Below are 16,365 nucleotides of genomic sequence, written 5' to 3' on the forward strand. Positions count from 1 at the left end.
GACGGATCCATCCTGGAAAAAGCGGGCGCATAGTCTGCCAGCCTGGGCTGTCGTGCGGACGCTACGGTGCGCGCGCCGATCCATGCGCTGCGCTCATTCCAGCAGCCGTGCCCAGCCCTGCATGCCGTCCAGGCGTGCCAGCACCAGCTTGATGCAGACCAGCAGCGGCACCGCCAGCAGCAGGCCGATCATGCCCCAGGCCCAGCCGAACAGCATCAGCGCCAGGATCAGCACCAGGGGTGACAGCTTCATCTGCCGGCCCAGGACGATCGGCGTTACCAGCTGACCCTCCAGCGTATGCAGGGCCAGGTAGGCCGCTGCCGGCAGCAGCGCCTGCAGCGGATCGCGGAACTCGACAAAGCCCATCAGCAGCATCAGCGCCACGCCGATCAACGGGCCCACGTAGGGCGCGAAGTTCAGCAGTGCCGCCACCGTGCCCCACAGCAGGGCCTCCTGCAGGCCGATGCCCAGCAGCATCAGGACCCCGGCCAGCAGCAGGCCGACCAGCGTATTGATCACGCTGATGGTCAGCACGTAGCGCGACACCTCGTGTTCGATCGAACGCAGGATGTCACTGGTGAAGCGCTGCTGCTGCCGGTTCGGGAACAACGCGATGGCCGCGCGCTGCAGGCTCTGCCCGTAGATCATGAAGAACAGCGTCAGCAGCACCACGGCCAGCACCGACGCAGCCAGCCGCGGTGCGCGGGTCAGCATGCGGTAGGGGTCATCGAGCTGGGTGCGGATCACCTGCACCTTGCGGTTACCGTCACCCCCGGCCACGCGTGCGAAATTCTCCGCTGCCTGATTGGCCTGCTGCACCGGCTTGGTCAGGTCCTGCACCTGGCGGGCGACCTTGCGCAGCTGCTGCGGTGCTTCCTGGGCCCAGTCCATGGCCGGGCCGATCAGCTGCACGCTCAGGGCGGTGGTCACGCCCAGGCCGGCACCCAGGACCAGCAGCGCACCGACCGCACGCGGAATCCACAGGCGGCGCAGGAAGCGCAGGATCGGGTTGCCGACCAGGGCGAAGAACATCGCCAGCAGCACCGGCAGAATGATGTCCTGCGCGGCCCACAGGGTGTAGGCCACCGCCAGGGTGGCCAGCACCACCAGCGACATCGGGCCACGCGGACGCGCGGGCGGAGGCGGGGGCGGCGCTTCGTCCGGTTCGGCGGCCGAGGGGGACAACAGGGACTCGCTCATCGACGCACCGACCGGAAAGGAGCCCCCATTATCCGCCCGCCGCGATCAACGCGGCGGATGCATCCAGTCAACGTTCGGAGACGTCGGTGGCTGCCTCGGCCGGCAGAGGCTCCCGCAGTTCGGGCTCGGCGTCCGGCGCCGCTGCGCGCGCCGGCGCCGGGCCGGTCGCAGCACCGGGGGCCATCTGCCCGGCGGCTTCATCGGCGGTGTCGGCCGCCTCATCGGCGGTATCGGCGGCGTGTGCGGCCATCGCCGCGGCAAAAGCCGCCTGGCCGCTGGCGAACAGGTTGGACACCGAACCGACCATCTGCAGCCAGCGTGCGCCGTTGACCTTGCCCGGCACTTCCAGCTTGCCGGCAATGAAGCCACCGGCCAGGCCGACCACCACGATGCGCAGTGGCGACCAGCCCTGGCGCCAGACCTGGCTGAGCACGCTCCAGTTGTCCTGGGTTTCGCCCATGCGTACGGTCACCACCTGTTCGCAGCGCTTGACCCGCCGCTGCAGTGCTCCGAACTTCATGGCTTGCCCTCCGGCAACTGCACCCCGGCATCGGGATCGTCCTCGCTGGGCTCGTCGAACAGGCCCAGCTTGGACAGCTGACGCCGGGTGGCGTGCATGCCGGTGTGGTGGAAGAAGTAGGACACCCGCCAGATCGCGTAACCGGTCACCGCCAGGCTCAGCAGCGAGGTGATCAGCAGGGCCTGCAGCCAGCTCAGCCCCCAGCTCTGCAGCAGGGCGATGAGGGTGGCGGCCATCAGCAGCCAGGCGGAGGCCCCGAATACGATGCCGACGCCCGCCCACGCCAGTGCCCGCCCGAACGCGCTGCGGGCCAGCGCGAAGTCGGCCGATGCCAACCTGCGCAGCGAGCGCAGCGTGTGCTTGGCAGAATCGGCGGCGGCCTTGCCGGCCGCGCCGACCTGGCGGATGCTCTCGTCCAGCGGCGGGGTCGCCGCTGGATCGGGGGCTTGCTTGGACTCTTCGCTCACGCCGCAGCTTACTTGTCGCTGCCGCGGGCCAGCTTGGCGATGATCCAACCGGTGGCGAAGGCCACACCGAAGGACGCCAGCGGACGCTCACGGATCAATTCAGCAGCGCTGTCGATCAGGTCCTTGCCCTTGTCCATCAACGCATCGACCTGTTCCTTGGCGGCCGCACCGCCGAACTCCGCGGCAGCCAGACCGGACAGCGCGCTGTCGGACAGTTCGGCCTTGACGTTGGCCTTGCCGATGCGCAGTTCATCGGTGGCAGCGCCGGTGGCGCCCTTGATCGCACCGCCGGCTGCGGTGGCAGCCTGCTTCAGGTGGGAACCGGCGTCACCCAGGTGTTCCTTCAGGTTCTCGGTATTGGTGGGGCTCATCGAATCACTCCTGTTGCGATGGGGGATGGACGATCGGCACAGCCGACAGGGACGTACAGCAATAGCATTGCCGGGGTATAGGAGGCGTTACGGCCAGGCGATCAGCGCATCACCAGCTGGCCCTGCTGCTGGCCATTGTTGCGCAGGATGCGCAGCACCAGGGTCGGCGGGCGCTGCTGGAAGTTGGCCCGCCAGCTGGCCAGGTCGGCGAATTCACCCACCGTGGCCTCGGTGATGATGTCGCCCTGCTGCAGGCCATTGCCGGCGGCGCGGCTGCCGCGCTTGACCTCGCTGACCAGCACCCCGCCCACGCCGGACTGGCGCAGGGATTCGGGCAGGTCGACGAAGGTGGCACCGCTCAGGCGCGGGTCCAGGCTCTCGCCGTTGACCGCGCGTGCCTGCTCCTTCAGCGTGGCCTTGATCTGCAGCGGCTTGCCTTCGCGGCGCACGTCCAGGGTCAGCACGCTGCCCACCGCAGCCAGGCCTTCCACGTTGTGCAGCGCCTCGGCGCTGTCCACGCGCTGGCCGTTGGCCGACACCACCACGTCGCCCGGCTTCAGCCCGGCGGCAGCACCGGCCGAACCGGCCAGCACCCGGGTGACCAGCGCACCCCGGGTTTCGCCCAGGCCCAGGCCCTGCGCGATCTGCGCGCTCAGGTTCTGGCTTTCGATGCCCAGCGTGCCGCGCACCACCACGCCGTGCTTGACCAGCTGGTCGACCACGCTGCGGGCCAGGTTGGACGGAATCGCCAGGCCCAGGCCGATGTTGCCGGCCATGCTGCCCTGCGGGTTGAAGCTGGCCGTGTTGATGCCCACCAGCTGGCCCTGCAGGTTCACCAGTGCGCCGCCGGAATTGCCCGGGTTGATCGACGCGTCGGTCTGGATGAAGTTCTGGTAGCCCAGGCCGCGGATGCCGCTGCGGCCGACCGCCGAGACGATGCCCGAGGTCACCGTCTGGCTGAAACCGAACGGGTTGCCGATGGCCACCACGAAGTCACCGACCCGCAGCTGGTCGCTGTTGCCCAGCTTGATGTCGGTCAGGTTCTGCGCGGGGATGCGGATCAGCGCGATGTCGGTGTCGCGGTCCGAGCCGAGGAACTCGGCCTTCACCGTGCGCCCATCGGCCAGTGTCACCTGGACGTCATCGGCGTTGTCGATGACGTGGTGGTTGGTCAGCACCAGGCCTTCGGTGGCATCGATGATGACGCCCGAACCGAGTGACTCGTTGATCCGCTCCTGCGGAATGTCCGGGAACAGGCGGCGGAAGAACGGGTCGTTGAAGAACGGATTGCGTACCCGTACCACCTGCTTGGTGTTGACGCTGACCACGGCCGGCATCGCTTTTTCCAGCATCGGCGCCAGGGACGGCACCGCCTGCCCGGCGACCGACGCCGGCAGTGCGGCAGCAGTGGGCAGCGCAGCCGGCAGCGGCGCGGCGTCGGCCCGGTTGTCCAGATGCGCATTGACGCCGGTGGCGACGAAGCCGCCGAAGGCAGCGGCAATGGCGAGCGTGAGCAGGGTGGGAAGCGGTCGCATGGGGTGGGTTCGCAGGCGAAGGGAGGGGGAAGGTCGGCCTATACGGTAGAACAAGCTGAATGAGTCTGTCGTGGTGGGGATAAATGCCCCATGAAAACCCAGCGGGTCGCGCCACCGCCACCGCCACCGCCACCGCCGTCGGTACCTGCCGCTTGCCGCCAATCCCGACCGTGTGCAGGACCGGACCGACGTGCCGCGTTGTGCGACATCGCGGTGGTCGTGCTTGCGCAGTTCCGCGCATCCTGGTGCTGCAGGCGTACGGGATGCGTCATCCACGCGCTGATCGGCTGACCGTGCCTGCGCGCTGCCGCCGCATCTGCCTGCCGTGCAGCGCAGGGCTTAAAAAAAGGGGTTTTCTGAATGCCGGTGGCGTCGCCCGGGTACGCGCGCTACACCACTGGCGTCGCAGCACATGCGACTGCGCGGGCGTTGCCCGTTCCACGATCGTCATTGTCGGTATAGCATCGCCCCGTTTTGACAATCCAGGCCCCCAGGAGGGCAACATGAGCAACGGTAATGGTGTGTCGGTCGTGACCGACGCCGTCGAGAACGTGAAAGAAACCGCCACCAACGTCGGCGAGACCATCGCCCACGCCGCCGAAGACGCAGTGACGTCGGTCAAGAAGACCGTCAAGCGCGCCCGCAAGGCTGCCACCACCCGCGTCGCCAAGGCCAAGAAGGCCGTGGCCAAGGTCGAGAAGACCGTTGCCAAGAAGGCCGAGAAGGCTGCCAAGTCGGTCGGCAAGACCGTCGCCAAGGCGAAGCAGAAGCTGGAAGCGGCCAAGAAGAATGCCAAGGCCGAAGCCGCTGCCCTGAAGAAGGAAGTGGCCAAGAAGAAGGCCGCGGCCGGCAAGGCCGTGACCAAGAAGGCTGCTGCTGCCAAGAAGACCACCAAGGCCGCCACCAAGGCTGCCGGCAAGAAGGTCGCGACCGTGAAGAAGGCCGCCACCAAGAAGGTTGCGACCGCCAAGAAGGCCGTGGCCAAGAAGGCGGTTGCCAAGAAGACCGTCGCTGCCAGGAAGGTTGCTGGCAAGAAGACGGTTGCTGCCAAGAAGGTCGTCGGCAAGAAGCCGGTCGCCGCCAAGAAGGTGGTCGGCAAGAAGACTGCGGCCGCCAAGAAGGTCGTCGGCAAGAAGACCGCGGCTGCCAAGAAGGTCGTCGGCAAGAAGACCGCGGCTGCCAAGAAGGTGGTCGGCAAGAAGACTGCTGTCGCCAAGAAGGCCGTCGGCAAGAAGGTTGCCGCGACCCGCAAGACCGTTGCCAAGAAGGCTGCGCCGCTGAAGAAGGTCGCCACCAGCAAGGCGCCGGCCAAGAAGGCCGTGCGCAAGGCCGCCAAGCGCAAGTAATCGCGCGCGGTTCGAAGGCCCTTCCGTCCACCTGGCGGGAGGGCCTTCTGCGTTCATGGGCCGGCCTGGCCGCGCATGGTGCGGATCCATCACCGTAGTGCAAGATGGGGGCCTTCCGCAGGAGGGCTGGCGATGCGCGGTATCGATTTCAGTTCCTGGCAGGGGGTACTGTCCACCCTGGCCGGCCTGGTGCTGATCACATTGCTGGGCGTGGGTATCCGCCTGCTGGTGATGCAGACCCTGCAGCAGCGCCGTGAGCGCGAGAACCGCCAGATCAACGAGCGCCTGCGCACCTTGATGGCGGCCTACAAGACCCTGGGCGGTTCGTTCACCGGTGAACTTGGAGTGGATCCCTCCCACCTGCGCGAACTGCGCCAGCGCGCCCATGCCGAAGGCCTGGCCGAGCCTGGTTCGGACCGGGCGCGGCGCATCCGCGATGCAGTCGAGGCCGCGTTGTCCGACATCCTGCTGCTGGGTACCGATGAACAGGTGCGGCTGGCCGCGCGCGCTGCCAGCAAGCTGGCACAGGGCAGGGCGGTGCACACCCATGAGCTGGTGGTGTCACTGCGCGATTTCGTGCGCGAGGCGCTGGACCTGGCGCCGGTGCCGGTCGATCTGGAGATTCCGCGGCAGGGGCCGACCCGCCCGGGTGGCAGCGGTGGCGGTGCCGGCAAGGGCCGCGGCGAAGCCGATGGCAAGGGCGGCCGTGGCGGTGGCGGTGGTGGTGGCATGGGCGCCGGCATGGGCGGGCTCGGCCTCGGCGCGGGTGCGGCCATGGGCGCCGGCAAGGCCAGCGGCGATGATGAAACGGGCGCCCGCTGAGGGCGCCCGCCTGCATCAGCGTTTGAGCTCGTAGATCGGCGTGAACCCACCGTAGATCATCCGCGCACCATCGAACGGCATCGGATTCTTCGTCGGATCCAGTCGCGGGTCTTCCATCATCTTCTGCATGCCGGCATCGCGGGTGGCCTTGTCCGGCCACTCGATCCAGGAGAACACCACCGTTTCGTCCGGCGTGGCCTTCACCGCGCCGAAGAAGTCGGTGGTCTTTCCGTGCGGCACGTCATCGCCCCAGCACTCGACCACGCGGAGCGCACCGTACTCGATGAACACCACGTCGCCAGCGCGGGCGTGGGCGAGGAATTTTTCCTTGTTGGCAGTGGGCACCGCCAGTACGAAACCATCGATGTAACTCATCGCTTGCCTCCGGTGTGGGCCGTGCCACATGCACGGCCTTCATTGACTCGACGTCGCAGGGCGCGGGAAATCGACAGCGACCGCTCGCAGACCGGTATCTGAAACGAAGCGCAGGCGCGCGCGTATGCCAGAGCCTTGCTGAATCGCACCCGAAAATTCAGCAATGCGAAGACCGCTGTTTTCAGGGAGCGTTGTGGCGAATAACGGAGAATTTACATTCCCGATGCGATGGCGCCCTGGCGCTGCTGCACACCATAAGAAAGTAAAGGTGTACCCCCATGAAGAATTCGCTGATTGCTCTGGCCCTGGCCGCTGCCCTGCCGTTCACCGCTTCGGCCGCCGAGAACCTGTCCTACAACTACGCCGAAGCTGACTACGCCAAGACCGACGTTGACGGCGTCAAGGCTGATGGTTGGGGCGTCAAGGGTTCCTATGGCTTCCTGCCGAACTTCCACGCTTTCGGTGAGTACAGCCGCCAGGAAGTCGACCACACCAACATCAAGGTTGACCAGTGGAAGGTCGGTGCCGGCTACAACGTCGAAATCGCACCGTCGACCGACTTCGTTGCCCGCGTTGCCTACCAGAAGTTCGACCAGAAGCACGGCCTGGACTTCAACGGCTACAGCGCCGAAGCCGGCATCCGCACCGCATTCGGTGCCCACGCTGAGGTCTACGGCCTGGTCGGTTACGAAGACTACTCCAAGAAGCACGGCATCGACATCGACAGCCAGTGGTACGGCCGCCTGGGTGGTCAGGTCAAGCTGAACCAGAACTGGGGCCTGAACGGCGAGCTGAAGATGAACCGTCACGGCGACAAGGAATACACCGTCGGTCCGCGCTTCAGCTGGTAATCGCATCACCGGCGCTGCGTGCGCTGGCTGCAGCAACAGGCCCGGCATTGCCGGGCCTGTTGCGTTGTGGGGACCTGAAACGGCACCTGACCGTGCGTCGGCGCTCCATGCGGCATTGCAACAAATTGGATTCCGCGCCTTTCATCGGCCTTCTACGGTGGCATTCCCGTGCTGTCGGACTACGCTGATGCCGCCTGTCCTTCCCCCGCTGCTTCCCGACAGGCCGCGTCGCCTGGCGTTGCTGGATCCGCATCCGGTGCTGCGGCTGGGCGTGGAAGTGCTGCTGCGCCAGCACAGCAGCATCCATGTGCACGGCAGCTATGCCGACCCACGCGATCTGCTGGCACTGCTGCGGCATGATCCCGAATGCATCGATCTGCTGGTGACCGACGCGCTGCCGCTCGGCGATCTGGGCAACGGGGTGGCACTGCTGCGCGAGTTGTCGCGGCATTGGCCCAGCCTGCCGGTCCTGGTGTTGTCCGCGCACTGCAATGCCAGCACCGTGACCACGGCGATGCAGGCCGGTGCCCGCGGCTTCCTGTCCAAGGCGACCACCCCGCAGACGCTGCTGCGTGCGGTGGAGGTGGTTGCGCGCGGCGGCCGTTTCCTGCCGCCGGAACTGCGCGAGCAGTTGCACCGCTCACGCTCGCGATGGTTGCCGGCGACGCCGTCGCTGGCACCGCTGAGCGTGCGTGAGCGCGAAGTGCTGCGGCTGGTGCTGCAGGGCTGCAGCACCGGCGAAATGGCGCGGCGCTTCCAGCGCTCGGCCAGCACCATCAGTACGCAGAAGAAGACCGCCTACCGCAAGCTGGGTATCCGCAGCGATGGCGACCTGTTCCGGATCCGCCACCTGCTCGAGTACGGCTGAGGGCGCTTACTCGCCCTGGTACTGCTTCTCCTCGACCAGCGCCGAACCCGCGACGCGGTTGATCTCGTTCTTCACCTGCACGCGCTCGCCGTTGGTGCCGTAGACACCGCGTGCCAGCTGCACGAACGCATCGTCGAACACCTGCGCTGCTTCCTTGTCGCGCAGCTGGTCCTGGATGTCCCACATGCGTTCGTTGATGGTCTTCAGCTGCGCCTTCAGCGCGGCCAGTGCCGGCTGCGCGTCCAGCTGCTGCTGCAGCAGCGGCAGCAGGCCACCGAGTTCGGTCTGCACATTGGCCAGCTTGGCGGCATCGTCGATGCGCTCGGCCTTGATCTCGAGAATGGTGATCTTGTCGATCAGCTCGCCGATCGATACCGGGGTCAGGATGGCGTCCACGCGGTTGGTTCCTGGAAACAGGCTGCCATGATAGCGCGCCGGCCCGCCGCAGCCGCCGGTCACGGGGTTTACGCTGAATTTGCGCCGTTGCCGGGCCAGCGCCATCGAACGGTTACGGCCACGCCGCCGACACTGCCGTCCCGGCGGAACGACCGCCTGCGACGAGAAGACAGTGCAGTGAACAACAAGGGGAAGATCGCCACCGGTGGGCTCGTGGTGGCAGGGCTGCTGGCTGCGGCCAGCGTACAGGCGCAGGTGCAGGCCAGTGGTACGGCGGCACTGACCAGCGACTATGTGTGGCGGGGCAGTTCGCAGAGCGATGGCGATCCGGCGGTGCAGGCCAGCGCCCGCATCGCGCTCGCCTCCGGCTGGTACGCCAGCGTGTGGGGATCGAACGTGTCGTTCCGCCCGGACAACGGCGCACGCAGTGAGTTCGACCTGGTCGCTGGCTGGTCCGGCGAGCTGGCAAGCGACTGGTCACTGGATGCGAACCTGACCCGCTACGTGTACCCGGGCACGGGCCGCTCGCTGGACTGGACCGAACTGTCGGCCACCGCCAGCTGGAAACAGCGCCTGTGGTTGCAGCTTGCCCATTCCAGCGATGCGCTGGCCGGCGGCCAGCGCGGCACCTATGCACAACTGGGGGCCCGCCTGCCGCTGGGCGAGCGCCTGCGGCTGGAGGCGGCGGTCGGCCATTACTGGCTGGACCGCGTGCAGGGTCCGGACTACCTGCATGGGCAACTGAGCGCCATCGCCACGCTGGGCCCGGGCTGGGAACTGCGCGCCACCGTGCACGACACCGACAGCGCCGCCCGCCGCCTGTTCCCGGGCAATGCGGGTGGGCGCTGGGAAGTCGCCCTGCAGCGCAGTTTCTAACCGGCGGCTGCCGCCCTGCGCGCGCGCCAGGCCTCCGGCAGCCAGAGCAGAAGTGCCAGTACCGCCACCGCGGTACCGGCCACGCACACGCCGGTCCAGCCGGCGTGCTGGTAGACCTGTGCCGAGAGCAGCGAACCCAGCGAGCCACCGATGAAGTAGCCGGTCATGTAGCCGGCATTGAGCCGGTTGCGTGCGTCCGGCTGCAGCGCATAGATCACGTTCTGGTTGCTGACGTGCAGCAGCTGCGCGGCCAGGTCGAGCACCACCACGCCCAACAGCAGGGCCAGCAGCGACTGCGCCGACAACCCCAGCGGCAACCAGGACAGCAGCAGCATCACCAGCGCGATGGCGGTGGCCCGTCCGCTCTGGCCACGATCGGACATGCGGCCTGCCAGCCCGGCGGCCAGCGTGCCGGCGGCACCGACCAGCCCGAACAGGCCGATGGTGGCATCGCTGTAGGCGTAGGGTGGCTCCGCCAGCAGGAACGCCAACGGGGTCCAGAAGATCGCGAACATGGCAAAGCTGCACGCGCCCAGCAGCGTGCGTCGGCGCAGCACCGGTTCCTGCAGGAACAGCGTGCCGATCGACCGCAACAGCGCGAAATAGCCCAGACCGGCGCTGTGGTGGAAGCGTGGCAGGCCACGCTGCAGGGCCAGCGCGGTCAACACCAGGGTGGCGGCGGCGATCGCGTAGACCAGGCGCCAGTCGCCCAGGCTGGACAGCAGGCCGGCCACGGTGCGCGCCAGCAGGATGCCCAGCAGCAGCCCGCTCATCAGGGTGCCCACCACACGGCCCCGGTGTTCCGGTGCGGCCAGGGTGGCCGCGAACGGCACCAGCACCTGCGCCACCACCGAGAACAGACCGGTGATCGCCGTACCCACCAGCAGCCAGGGCAGCGACGGCGCGCACGCACTGATCACCAGCCCGCTGGCGGACAACAGGCTCATCACCACGATCAGGCGGCGGCGTTCGAACAGGTCACCCAGCGGCACCAGCAGGATCAGGCCGGCGGCATAGCTCAGCTGCGCCGCGGTCACCACCATGCCGACCTGGCTGAAGGGCACGTTGAAGGCATCGGCGATCGTATGCAGCAGCGGCTGCGCGTAGTAGTTGCTGGCCACCGCCACGCCGGTGGCGACCGCCATCAGCAGGATCTGCCAACGCTGCAGGGGGGGAAGGGAAGGGCTCACGCGCGGGTCCATCAGGCGGGGCGTACAGTGTCCGCCTGCTGCGGGCATGATGGAAATGAATCATCATCATCCCTGTCATCGCAAATTGAGATACCCATGTGAATCTCAAACAGCTCGAGTTCGCCATCGCCCTGGCCGAGGAAGGCAATTTCACCCGCGCGGCCGCGCGCTGCCATGTGGTGCAGTCCGCGCTGAGTCACCAGATCGCCCATCTCGAACAGGAACTGGGCACGCCCTTGTTCGAACGGCTGCCACGCCGGGTGCGCACGACCGCCGCCGGCGACGCGCTGCTGGTGCACGCGCGGCAGGTGCAGGCCAGCCTGCGTCATCTGCGTGCCGATGTTGCAGCGGTGAGCGGCGAGGTACGCGGGCTGCTGGCGATCGGCCAGATCTCATCGCTGACCGGCATCGACGTGGTGGCGATGCTGGCCGCGTTCCAGCGCGAACACCCGCAGGTCGAGTTCCAGCTGCGGGTGGACAAGAGCGAGACCCTGCTCGAGCAGGTGCAGTCGCGTGCGTTGGACGTGGCCGTAGTGGGGCTGGCGCCGTCGGCTGACCTGGGCGGCGTCTGCCATCGGATGCTGCAGGAGCAAGACCTGGTTGCGGTGCTGTCACCGCAGCACCGCCTGGCCGGACGCCGGCGGCTGCCGCTGGCAGCGTTGCAGGATGAGGCACTGGTCGATTTCCCGCGCGGTACTGGTGCGCGCCGGCAGACCGATGATGCGTTCGCGGCGGCAGGCCTGCCGCACGCGGTGCGCTTCGAGGTCAACCTGATGGAACTGGTGGAGCGTTTCGTCCGCCACGGGCTGGCGGTGGGCATCGTACCGGTGCCGGTTGCCGAGGGCTTCGAGGGGGTGGTGCGGGTGCCGCTGCAGCCGACCCCGACCCGGCGCGTGCACCTGGTGTGGCAGCGACTGCCGACCCCCGCCGCCCGTGCCTTCGTCGACGCCGTGCTCAGCCGCGCAGGCGCAGGCTCAGGCCCTTGAGAAAGTTGCGCAGCATCTGGTCCAGGCAGCGCCGGTAGTTGTTGTGGCCAGGTTGGCGGAACAACGCTCCCAGCTCGGACTTGGACACCTTGAAGCCGACGCTGGCGAAGATCTCCATCAGGTCGACATCCCGCAACTGGAACGCCACGCGCAGCTTCTTCAGCACCAGGTTGTTGTCGATGCGGGTTTCCACCGCCCGCTGCGGCTGGCTCTCGTCGCGGCCGCGCAGGTGCACGATCAGTCCGTCGAGGAAGTGCGCCAGCGCACCGTCACTCATCGGCTGGAAACCGGGCTCGTCCTCGCGCAGCAGCCAGGCCTTGGCCTGTTCGATGTCCACCGCGAAGGCGGGGTCGGCCATCTGGCACAGGGTCACCACATGGTGGTCGCCAAGGTCCAGGGAGTAGCGCACGCTGCGCAGTACATCATTGTTGATCATGGCCCATTGTACCGGCCCCGGCAGCTGTCATCGGACTGTCACCGGATTGCAGCATCGTGAGCGCTGTTCTGCAGAGATCCTCTCCGATGCGCCGGTACCTTCTTGCCACCCTGCTGGTCGTCAGCAGCGCCACCGCCACCGCCCAGGACCGCTTCGTGCCGGTCGAGCAACGGCTCAGTGCGGCCCAGCTGGCCGAGGTCGGGCTCAGCGCCGCCCAGCTGCAGACCCTGAACCGTGTGCTGCGCGAGGCCGAGGCGTCCAGCCCGGCGCCGGTGGCTGCGGTGGCCGCTGCACCGGTGCCGGCCAACGTTCCCGCCCCGGCTGCGATGCACCTGGGCCTGGAAGAAGGGCCGGTCAGCGCCCGCGTGGTCGGAGACGTTGCGGGCTGGGCACCGGGCACGGTGTTCACCCTGGACAACGGCCAGCAGTGGCAGGTGATGAAAGGCCAGATGACGTTGCGCAAGACCCTGCAGGCACCGCAGATCGAAGTGATTCCGGGTATCGCCGGCCGCTGGTTCCTGCAGGTGGATGAAGACCTGCCGAAGGCGCGGGTGTTCCGCCTGCGCTGAGCCGGTGCACTGCAGCGGGCCGATCCGGCAACGCAGCCGAGGGCCGTCGGTGCCAGAATGGCGCTCTGGTTACCCACGGAGTTGTCTGCATGACCCGCACCGTCCTGATTACCGGCGCCACTTCCGGCTTCGGCGCTGCTGCCGTCCACCGCTTCGCCCAGGCGGGCTGGAAAGTGATTGCCACCGGCCGCCGCAGTGAGCGCCTGCAGCCGCTGGTCGAACGCTATGGCAGGGACGTGGTGCACGCGGCGGTGTTCGACATGCGTGATCCGGTGGCCATGGAAGCGGCACTGCTGGCCCTGCCGCCGGCGTTCGGTGACATCGATCTGCTGGTCAACAACGCCGGCCTGGCGCAGGGCACCGCACCGGCGCAGAGCGCCAGCCTGAAAGACTGGACGACGATGATCGACACCAACATCACCGCGCTGGTGACCCTGACCCACCGGCTGCTGCCACTGCTGGTCGAGCGCAAGGGCGCGATCATCAACATCTCATCGGTGGCCGGCGTCTACCCGTATCCGGGTGGCAATGCCTACGGCGGCACCAAGGCCTTCGTCAGCCAGTTCTCGCTGGGCCTGCGCTCGGACCTGCATGGCACCGGCGTACGCGTGACCACGATCGAGCCAGGCATGGCCGAAACCGAATTCACCGTGGTCCGCACCCACGGTGACCAGGCCGCCTCGGACAAGCTGTACACCGGCGCCAACCCGATGACGGCCGATGACATCGCCGAGCAGATCTTCTGGGTGGCCAGCCTGCCGCCGCACCTCAACATCAACCGCCTGGAGCTGATGCCGGTCAGCCAGTCGTTTGCCGGCTTCCAGGTCGCCCGCGAAGGCTGACCGGCCGGGCACAAAAAAAAGCCGGGCGATGCCCGGCTTTCCTGTATCGGGTCCGAAGACTCACTGCGCCTTGATCGCCATGGCCTGCAGGCCCGTGCCATCCAGCTTCTGCTTGGCTTCGGCCAGTTCGCCGGCACTGCCATACGGTCCCATGCGCACGCGGTAGACGGTCTTGCCGTTGATCTGCGCCGATTCCACGCGCGCTGCCAGGCCCATCATCGCCAGCTTGGCCTTGGTCGCCTCGGCGTCGCCGGAGGCACCGAACGCACCTGCCTGCAGGATGTAACGGGCGTTGTCCGCGGCCGCGGCGGCCGGTGCGGTCGAAGCCGCCGGTGCCGTCGCCGCCGGTGCGACCGCGGTGGTCGAGGCGGTGCCGGTGCTGGCCGGCGGGGTGCTCGCCGCCGGTGCCGGGGCGGCGGCAGGACGTTCACTCAGCGGCGCCGGCAACGCACGGTCGGTGGCGGTCACCGGTGCCGTGCTCGCGACGCTGGCGGTGGCAGCCGGCGCGGCCGGAACCGGCTTGCCGTCCAGTGCCGCCTGCGCGCGCTGCGCTTCGGCCTTGGCCCGGCGCTGTTCCTCGGCGCGCGCGCTGGCGGCCAGCTCCGCGTCGGACATCTCCACTTCCTTGCCCGGCAGCAGGGTATAGAAGTCGTACTGGGTGGCGGCCGGCTTTTCCGCCTCGGCCGGCTTCGGCGTGGCTGGCGTGGCGGCCGGCTGGGTGCCGACATCGCCTTCGCCATCGGCCACCGGCGCCGGCTGCGCGTTCGGGTTTGGCTGCGGACCGGCGCGCAGGAAGCCATCGCCTTCGCCCTTGAACAGGTTCGGCGCCGCCAGGAACACCACGGCCGCGATCGCCACACCGGCAACCAGCCACACCCATCCGGGCGTGCCTTGGCTGCTGTTGCGTCGAGCCTGTGTCTTGCCGCGTCGTGCTGCCATGTCTACTGCGTCTCCTGATGTTTACATCTTTTCCGGGGCGCTGACGCCCAGGAGGTCGAGGCCATTGGCCAGCACCTGACGTGCCGCGCTGGCCAGGGCCAGGCGTGCGTCGAGTTCGGTCTGGGCCAGTTCGAGGATCTTCTTGCTCTGATACCACGTGTGGAAGGCATGTGCCAGTTCACGCAGATACTGCGCCACCAGGTGCGGTTCGAGCAGGGTGCCGGCCGATTCGACCACTTCCGGATAGCGCGACATCTCCACCATCAGCCACAGCGACGATTCGTCGTCCAAGCTCGACAGGCCGGCCAGACCCGCGCTCGGCGAATGGGTGATGCCCTTCTCCTGCGCCTGGCGCAGCAGGCTGCAGACGCGCGCATGCGCGTACTGCACATAGAACACCGGGTTGTCGTTGCTCTGCTGGCGGGCCAGGTCGATATCGAAGGTCAGCTGCGAATCGGGCTTGCGCGCGATCAGGAACCAGCGGGTCGCATCGCGGCCGGCTTCGTCGATCAGGTCGCGCAGGGTGAAGTAGCTGCCGGCCCGCTTGGACAGCTTCACTTCCTCGCCGCCGCGCATGACCGTGACCATCTGGTGCAGCACGTATTCCGGCCAGCCCTGCGGGATGCCCACTTCCATCGCCTGCAGGCCGGCGCGCACGCGCGCCAGCGAGCCGTGGTGGTCGGCGCCCAGCTCGGTGATCGCGCGCTCGTAGCCGCGCTGCCACTTGGACAGGTGATAGGCCACGTCCGGCACGAAGTAGGTGAAGGTGCCGTCGGACTTGCGCATCACGCGGTCCTTGTCGTCACCGAAATCGGTGCTGCGCAGCCACAGCGCGCCACCCTCTTCGTAGGTGTGGCCCGAGGCCTGCAGTTTGGCGACCGCTTCGGCCACCTTGCCATCGGCGTACAGCGAGCTTTCCAGGAAGTAGATGTCGAAGTCCACGCCGAATGCGGCCAGGTCCAGGTTCTGCTCGTTGCGCAGGTAGGCCACGGCGAAGCGGCGGATCGCCGCCATGTCGTCCGGATCCTTGGCACCGACCACGGTGCTGCCTTCCAGATCGACGCTGGCGCCGCTCATGTAGGCACGCGCCACGTCGGCAATGTAGTCACCCCGGTAACCGCCTTCCGGCCAGCCGTCCTGGTCCGGTGCAATGCCCTTGATCCGGGCCTGGGTGGACAGCGCCAGGTTCTCGATCTGCACGCCGGCATCGTTGTAGTAGAACTCGCGCTTGGCGTTCCAGCCGTTGGCATCAAGCACGCGCGCCACGCAGTCGCCGATGGCGGCGGCGCGGCCATGGCCGACATGCAGCGGGCCGGTCGGGTTGGCCGACACGTACTCCACGCCCACCGTGCGGCCGTTGCCGGACAGGTTGCGGCCGTAGTCGTGGCCTTCCTTCAGCACCGACGCGGCTTCGCGCTGGTACGCGGCCGGGGCCAGGTGGAAGTTGATGAAGCCCGGGCCTGCGATCTCGACCTTGCTGACGTCCTCGCTGCGCGGCAGCGCCTCGACCAGCGCCTGTGCCAGTGCGCGCGGATTGCTGCGCGCGGCCTTGGCCAGCAGCATGGCGGCATTGGTGGCGAAGTCGCCGTGGTCACGGGTCTTCGGGCGCTCGACCACGAAGTCCGGCGGCAGGGAGTCGGCGGGCAGGGTGCCATTGGCGCGCAAGGCTTCGATGCCTTGGCTGATCAGGGCGCGGAGGAGATTTTTCACGAGGCCTGCTGTGAGAATGAGCGGCGGAATCGCCCATTTTAGCGCAGATGCCAGCGCCAACGCTGA

General features: G+C 67.8%; 19 protein-coding genes. 8 read left to right on the forward strand and 11 right to left on the reverse strand.

Going from position 1 to position 16,365, the window contains the following annotated elements:
* Window positions 1-93 precede the first annotated feature (93 nt).
* The 5 genes from Q5Z10_RS01550 to Q5Z10_RS01570 form a co-directional block, all read right to left on the reverse strand.
* A complete protein-coding gene (locus tag Q5Z10_RS01550; protein WP_303637606.1) occupies window positions 94-1,200 on the reverse strand; it encodes an AI-2E family transporter in 1,107 nt (368 codons plus the stop codon).
* Between the two features lie 67 nt (window positions 1,201-1,267).
* The gene (locus tag Q5Z10_RS01555) at window positions 1,268-1,720 is read right to left on the reverse strand and encodes a protein sip-5 (RefSeq protein WP_303637607.1); all 453 of its coding nucleotides are present in this window, start codon (window positions 1,718-1,720) and stop codon (window positions 1,268-1,270) included.
* On the reverse strand, window positions 1,717-2,187 hold the full coding sequence (locus Q5Z10_RS01560) for a phage holin family protein (RefSeq protein WP_303637608.1): 471 nt from the start codon (window positions 2,185-2,187) through the stop codon (window positions 1,717-1,719). Before Q5Z10_RS01560 ends, Q5Z10_RS01555 begins: the two co-directional genes overlap by 4 nt.
* 8 nt (window positions 2,188-2,195) lie before the next feature.
* The gene (locus Q5Z10_RS01565; RefSeq protein ID WP_303637609.1) at window positions 2,196-2,558 is read right to left on the reverse strand and encodes a hypothetical protein; all 363 of its coding nucleotides are present in this window, start codon (window positions 2,556-2,558) and stop codon (window positions 2,196-2,198) included.
* A 101-nt stretch (window positions 2,559-2,659) separates the two neighbouring features.
* Window positions 2,660-4,093, reverse strand: a complete 1,434-nt coding sequence (locus Q5Z10_RS01570; RefSeq protein WP_303637610.1) for a Do family serine endopeptidase — start codon at window positions 4,091-4,093, stop codon at window positions 2,660-2,662.
* A 503-nt stretch (window positions 4,094-4,596) separates the two neighbouring features.
* On the opposite strand from Q5Z10_RS01570, the gene Q5Z10_RS01575 reads away from it, so the two are divergent.
* Both Q5Z10_RS01575 and Q5Z10_RS01580 read left to right on the forward strand, forming a co-directional pair.
* Window positions 4,597-5,439 (forward strand): histone, encoded by an 843-nt coding sequence (locus tag Q5Z10_RS01575; protein ID WP_303637611.1) that lies wholly within the window; start codon window positions 4,597-4,599, stop codon window positions 5,437-5,439.
* 132 nt (window positions 5,440-5,571) lie between these two features.
* Entirely contained in the window at window positions 5,572-6,261 is a 690-nt protein-coding gene (locus Q5Z10_RS01580; protein ID WP_303637612.1) for a hypothetical protein, read from the forward strand.
* Window positions 6,262-6,276: 15 nt separating this feature from the next.
* On the opposite strand, the gene Q5Z10_RS01585 is transcribed toward Q5Z10_RS01580, so the two are convergent.
* Window positions 6,277-6,636 (reverse strand): DUF1428 domain-containing protein, encoded by a 360-nt coding sequence (locus tag Q5Z10_RS01585; RefSeq protein ID WP_303637613.1) that lies wholly within the window; start codon window positions 6,634-6,636, stop codon window positions 6,277-6,279.
* Window positions 6,637-6,914: 278 nt separating this feature from the next.
* On the opposite strand from Q5Z10_RS01585, the gene Q5Z10_RS01590 reads away from it, so the two are divergent.
* Window positions 6,915-7,487, forward strand: coding sequence for an OmpO family porin (locus Q5Z10_RS01590; RefSeq protein ID WP_303637614.1), 573 nt, complete (start codon window positions 6,915-6,917; stop codon window positions 7,485-7,487).
* Window positions 7,488-7,674: 187 nt separating this feature from the next.
* On the forward strand, window positions 7,675-8,355 hold the full coding sequence (locus tag Q5Z10_RS01595; RefSeq protein WP_303637615.1) for a response regulator transcription factor: 681 nt from the start codon (window positions 7,675-7,677) through the stop codon (window positions 8,353-8,355).
* A 6-nt stretch (window positions 8,356-8,361) separates the two neighbouring features.
* Here the strand turns inward: Q5Z10_RS01595 and Q5Z10_RS01600 are convergent, their stop codons facing one another.
* Entirely contained in the window at window positions 8,362-8,751 is a 390-nt protein-coding gene (locus Q5Z10_RS01600; protein ID WP_303637616.1) for a DUF6165 family protein, read from the reverse strand.
* A gap of 177 nt (window positions 8,752-8,928) precedes the next feature.
* Between Q5Z10_RS01600 and Q5Z10_RS01605 the strand changes: the two genes are divergently transcribed.
* Window positions 8,929-9,627 (forward strand): TorF family putative porin, encoded by a 699-nt coding sequence (locus Q5Z10_RS01605; RefSeq protein ID WP_303637617.1) that lies wholly within the window; start codon window positions 8,929-8,931, stop codon window positions 9,625-9,627.
* Here the strand turns inward: Q5Z10_RS01605 and Q5Z10_RS01610 are convergent.
* Window positions 9,624-10,817 (reverse strand): MFS transporter, encoded by a 1,194-nt coding sequence (locus tag Q5Z10_RS01610; protein WP_345783976.1) that lies wholly within the window; start codon window positions 10,815-10,817, stop codon window positions 9,624-9,626. The genes Q5Z10_RS01605 and Q5Z10_RS01610 overlap by 4 nt on opposite strands.
* 98 nt (window positions 10,818-10,915) lie before the next feature.
* On the opposite strand from Q5Z10_RS01610, the gene Q5Z10_RS01615 reads away from it, so the two are divergent.
* Complete coding sequence (locus Q5Z10_RS01615) at window positions 10,916-11,803, forward strand: LysR family transcriptional regulator (protein ID WP_303637619.1); 888 nt, start codon at window positions 10,916-10,918, stop codon at window positions 11,801-11,803.
* Here the strand turns inward: Q5Z10_RS01615 and Q5Z10_RS01620 are convergent.
* Window positions 11,772-12,239, reverse strand: coding sequence for a YehS family protein (locus Q5Z10_RS01620; protein ID WP_303637620.1), 468 nt, complete (start codon window positions 12,237-12,239; stop codon window positions 11,772-11,774). The genes Q5Z10_RS01615 and Q5Z10_RS01620 overlap by 32 nt on opposite strands.
* An 86-nt stretch (window positions 12,240-12,325) precedes the next feature.
* Between Q5Z10_RS01620 and Q5Z10_RS01625 the strand changes: the two genes are divergently transcribed.
* Together Q5Z10_RS01625 and Q5Z10_RS01630 are read left to right on the forward strand one after the other, a co-directional pair.
* Window positions 12,326-12,808 carry a hypothetical protein gene (locus Q5Z10_RS01625; RefSeq protein ID WP_303637621.1) on the forward strand — a complete coding sequence of 161 codons (483 nt, stop codon included), beginning with the start codon at window positions 12,326-12,328 and terminating at the stop codon, window positions 12,806-12,808.
* A gap of 89 nt (window positions 12,809-12,897) precedes the next feature.
* Window positions 12,898-13,650, forward strand: coding sequence for an SDR family NAD(P)-dependent oxidoreductase (locus Q5Z10_RS01630; RefSeq protein ID WP_303637622.1), 753 nt, complete (start codon window positions 12,898-12,900; stop codon window positions 13,648-13,650).
* 60 nt (window positions 13,651-13,710) lie between these two features.
* On the opposite strand, the gene Q5Z10_RS01635 is transcribed toward Q5Z10_RS01630, so the two are convergent.
* Together Q5Z10_RS01635 and argS are read right to left on the reverse strand one after the other, a co-directional pair.
* Window positions 13,711-14,589, reverse strand: coding sequence for an SPOR domain-containing protein (locus Q5Z10_RS01635; RefSeq protein WP_303637623.1), 879 nt, complete (start codon window positions 14,587-14,589; stop codon window positions 13,711-13,713).
* A gap of 21 nt (window positions 14,590-14,610) precedes the next feature.
* Window positions 14,611-16,299 (reverse strand): arginine--tRNA ligase, encoded by a 1,689-nt coding sequence (argS, locus tag Q5Z10_RS01640; protein ID WP_303637624.1) that lies wholly within the window; start codon window positions 16,297-16,299, stop codon window positions 14,611-14,613.
* Window positions 16,300-16,365 lie beyond the last annotated feature (66 nt).

Source organism: Stenotrophomonas sp. 704A1 (genome assembly GCF_030549525.1).
Taxonomy (GTDB): domain Bacteria; phylum Pseudomonadota; class Gammaproteobacteria; order Xanthomonadales; family Xanthomonadaceae; genus Stenotrophomonas; species Stenotrophomonas tuberculopleuritidis.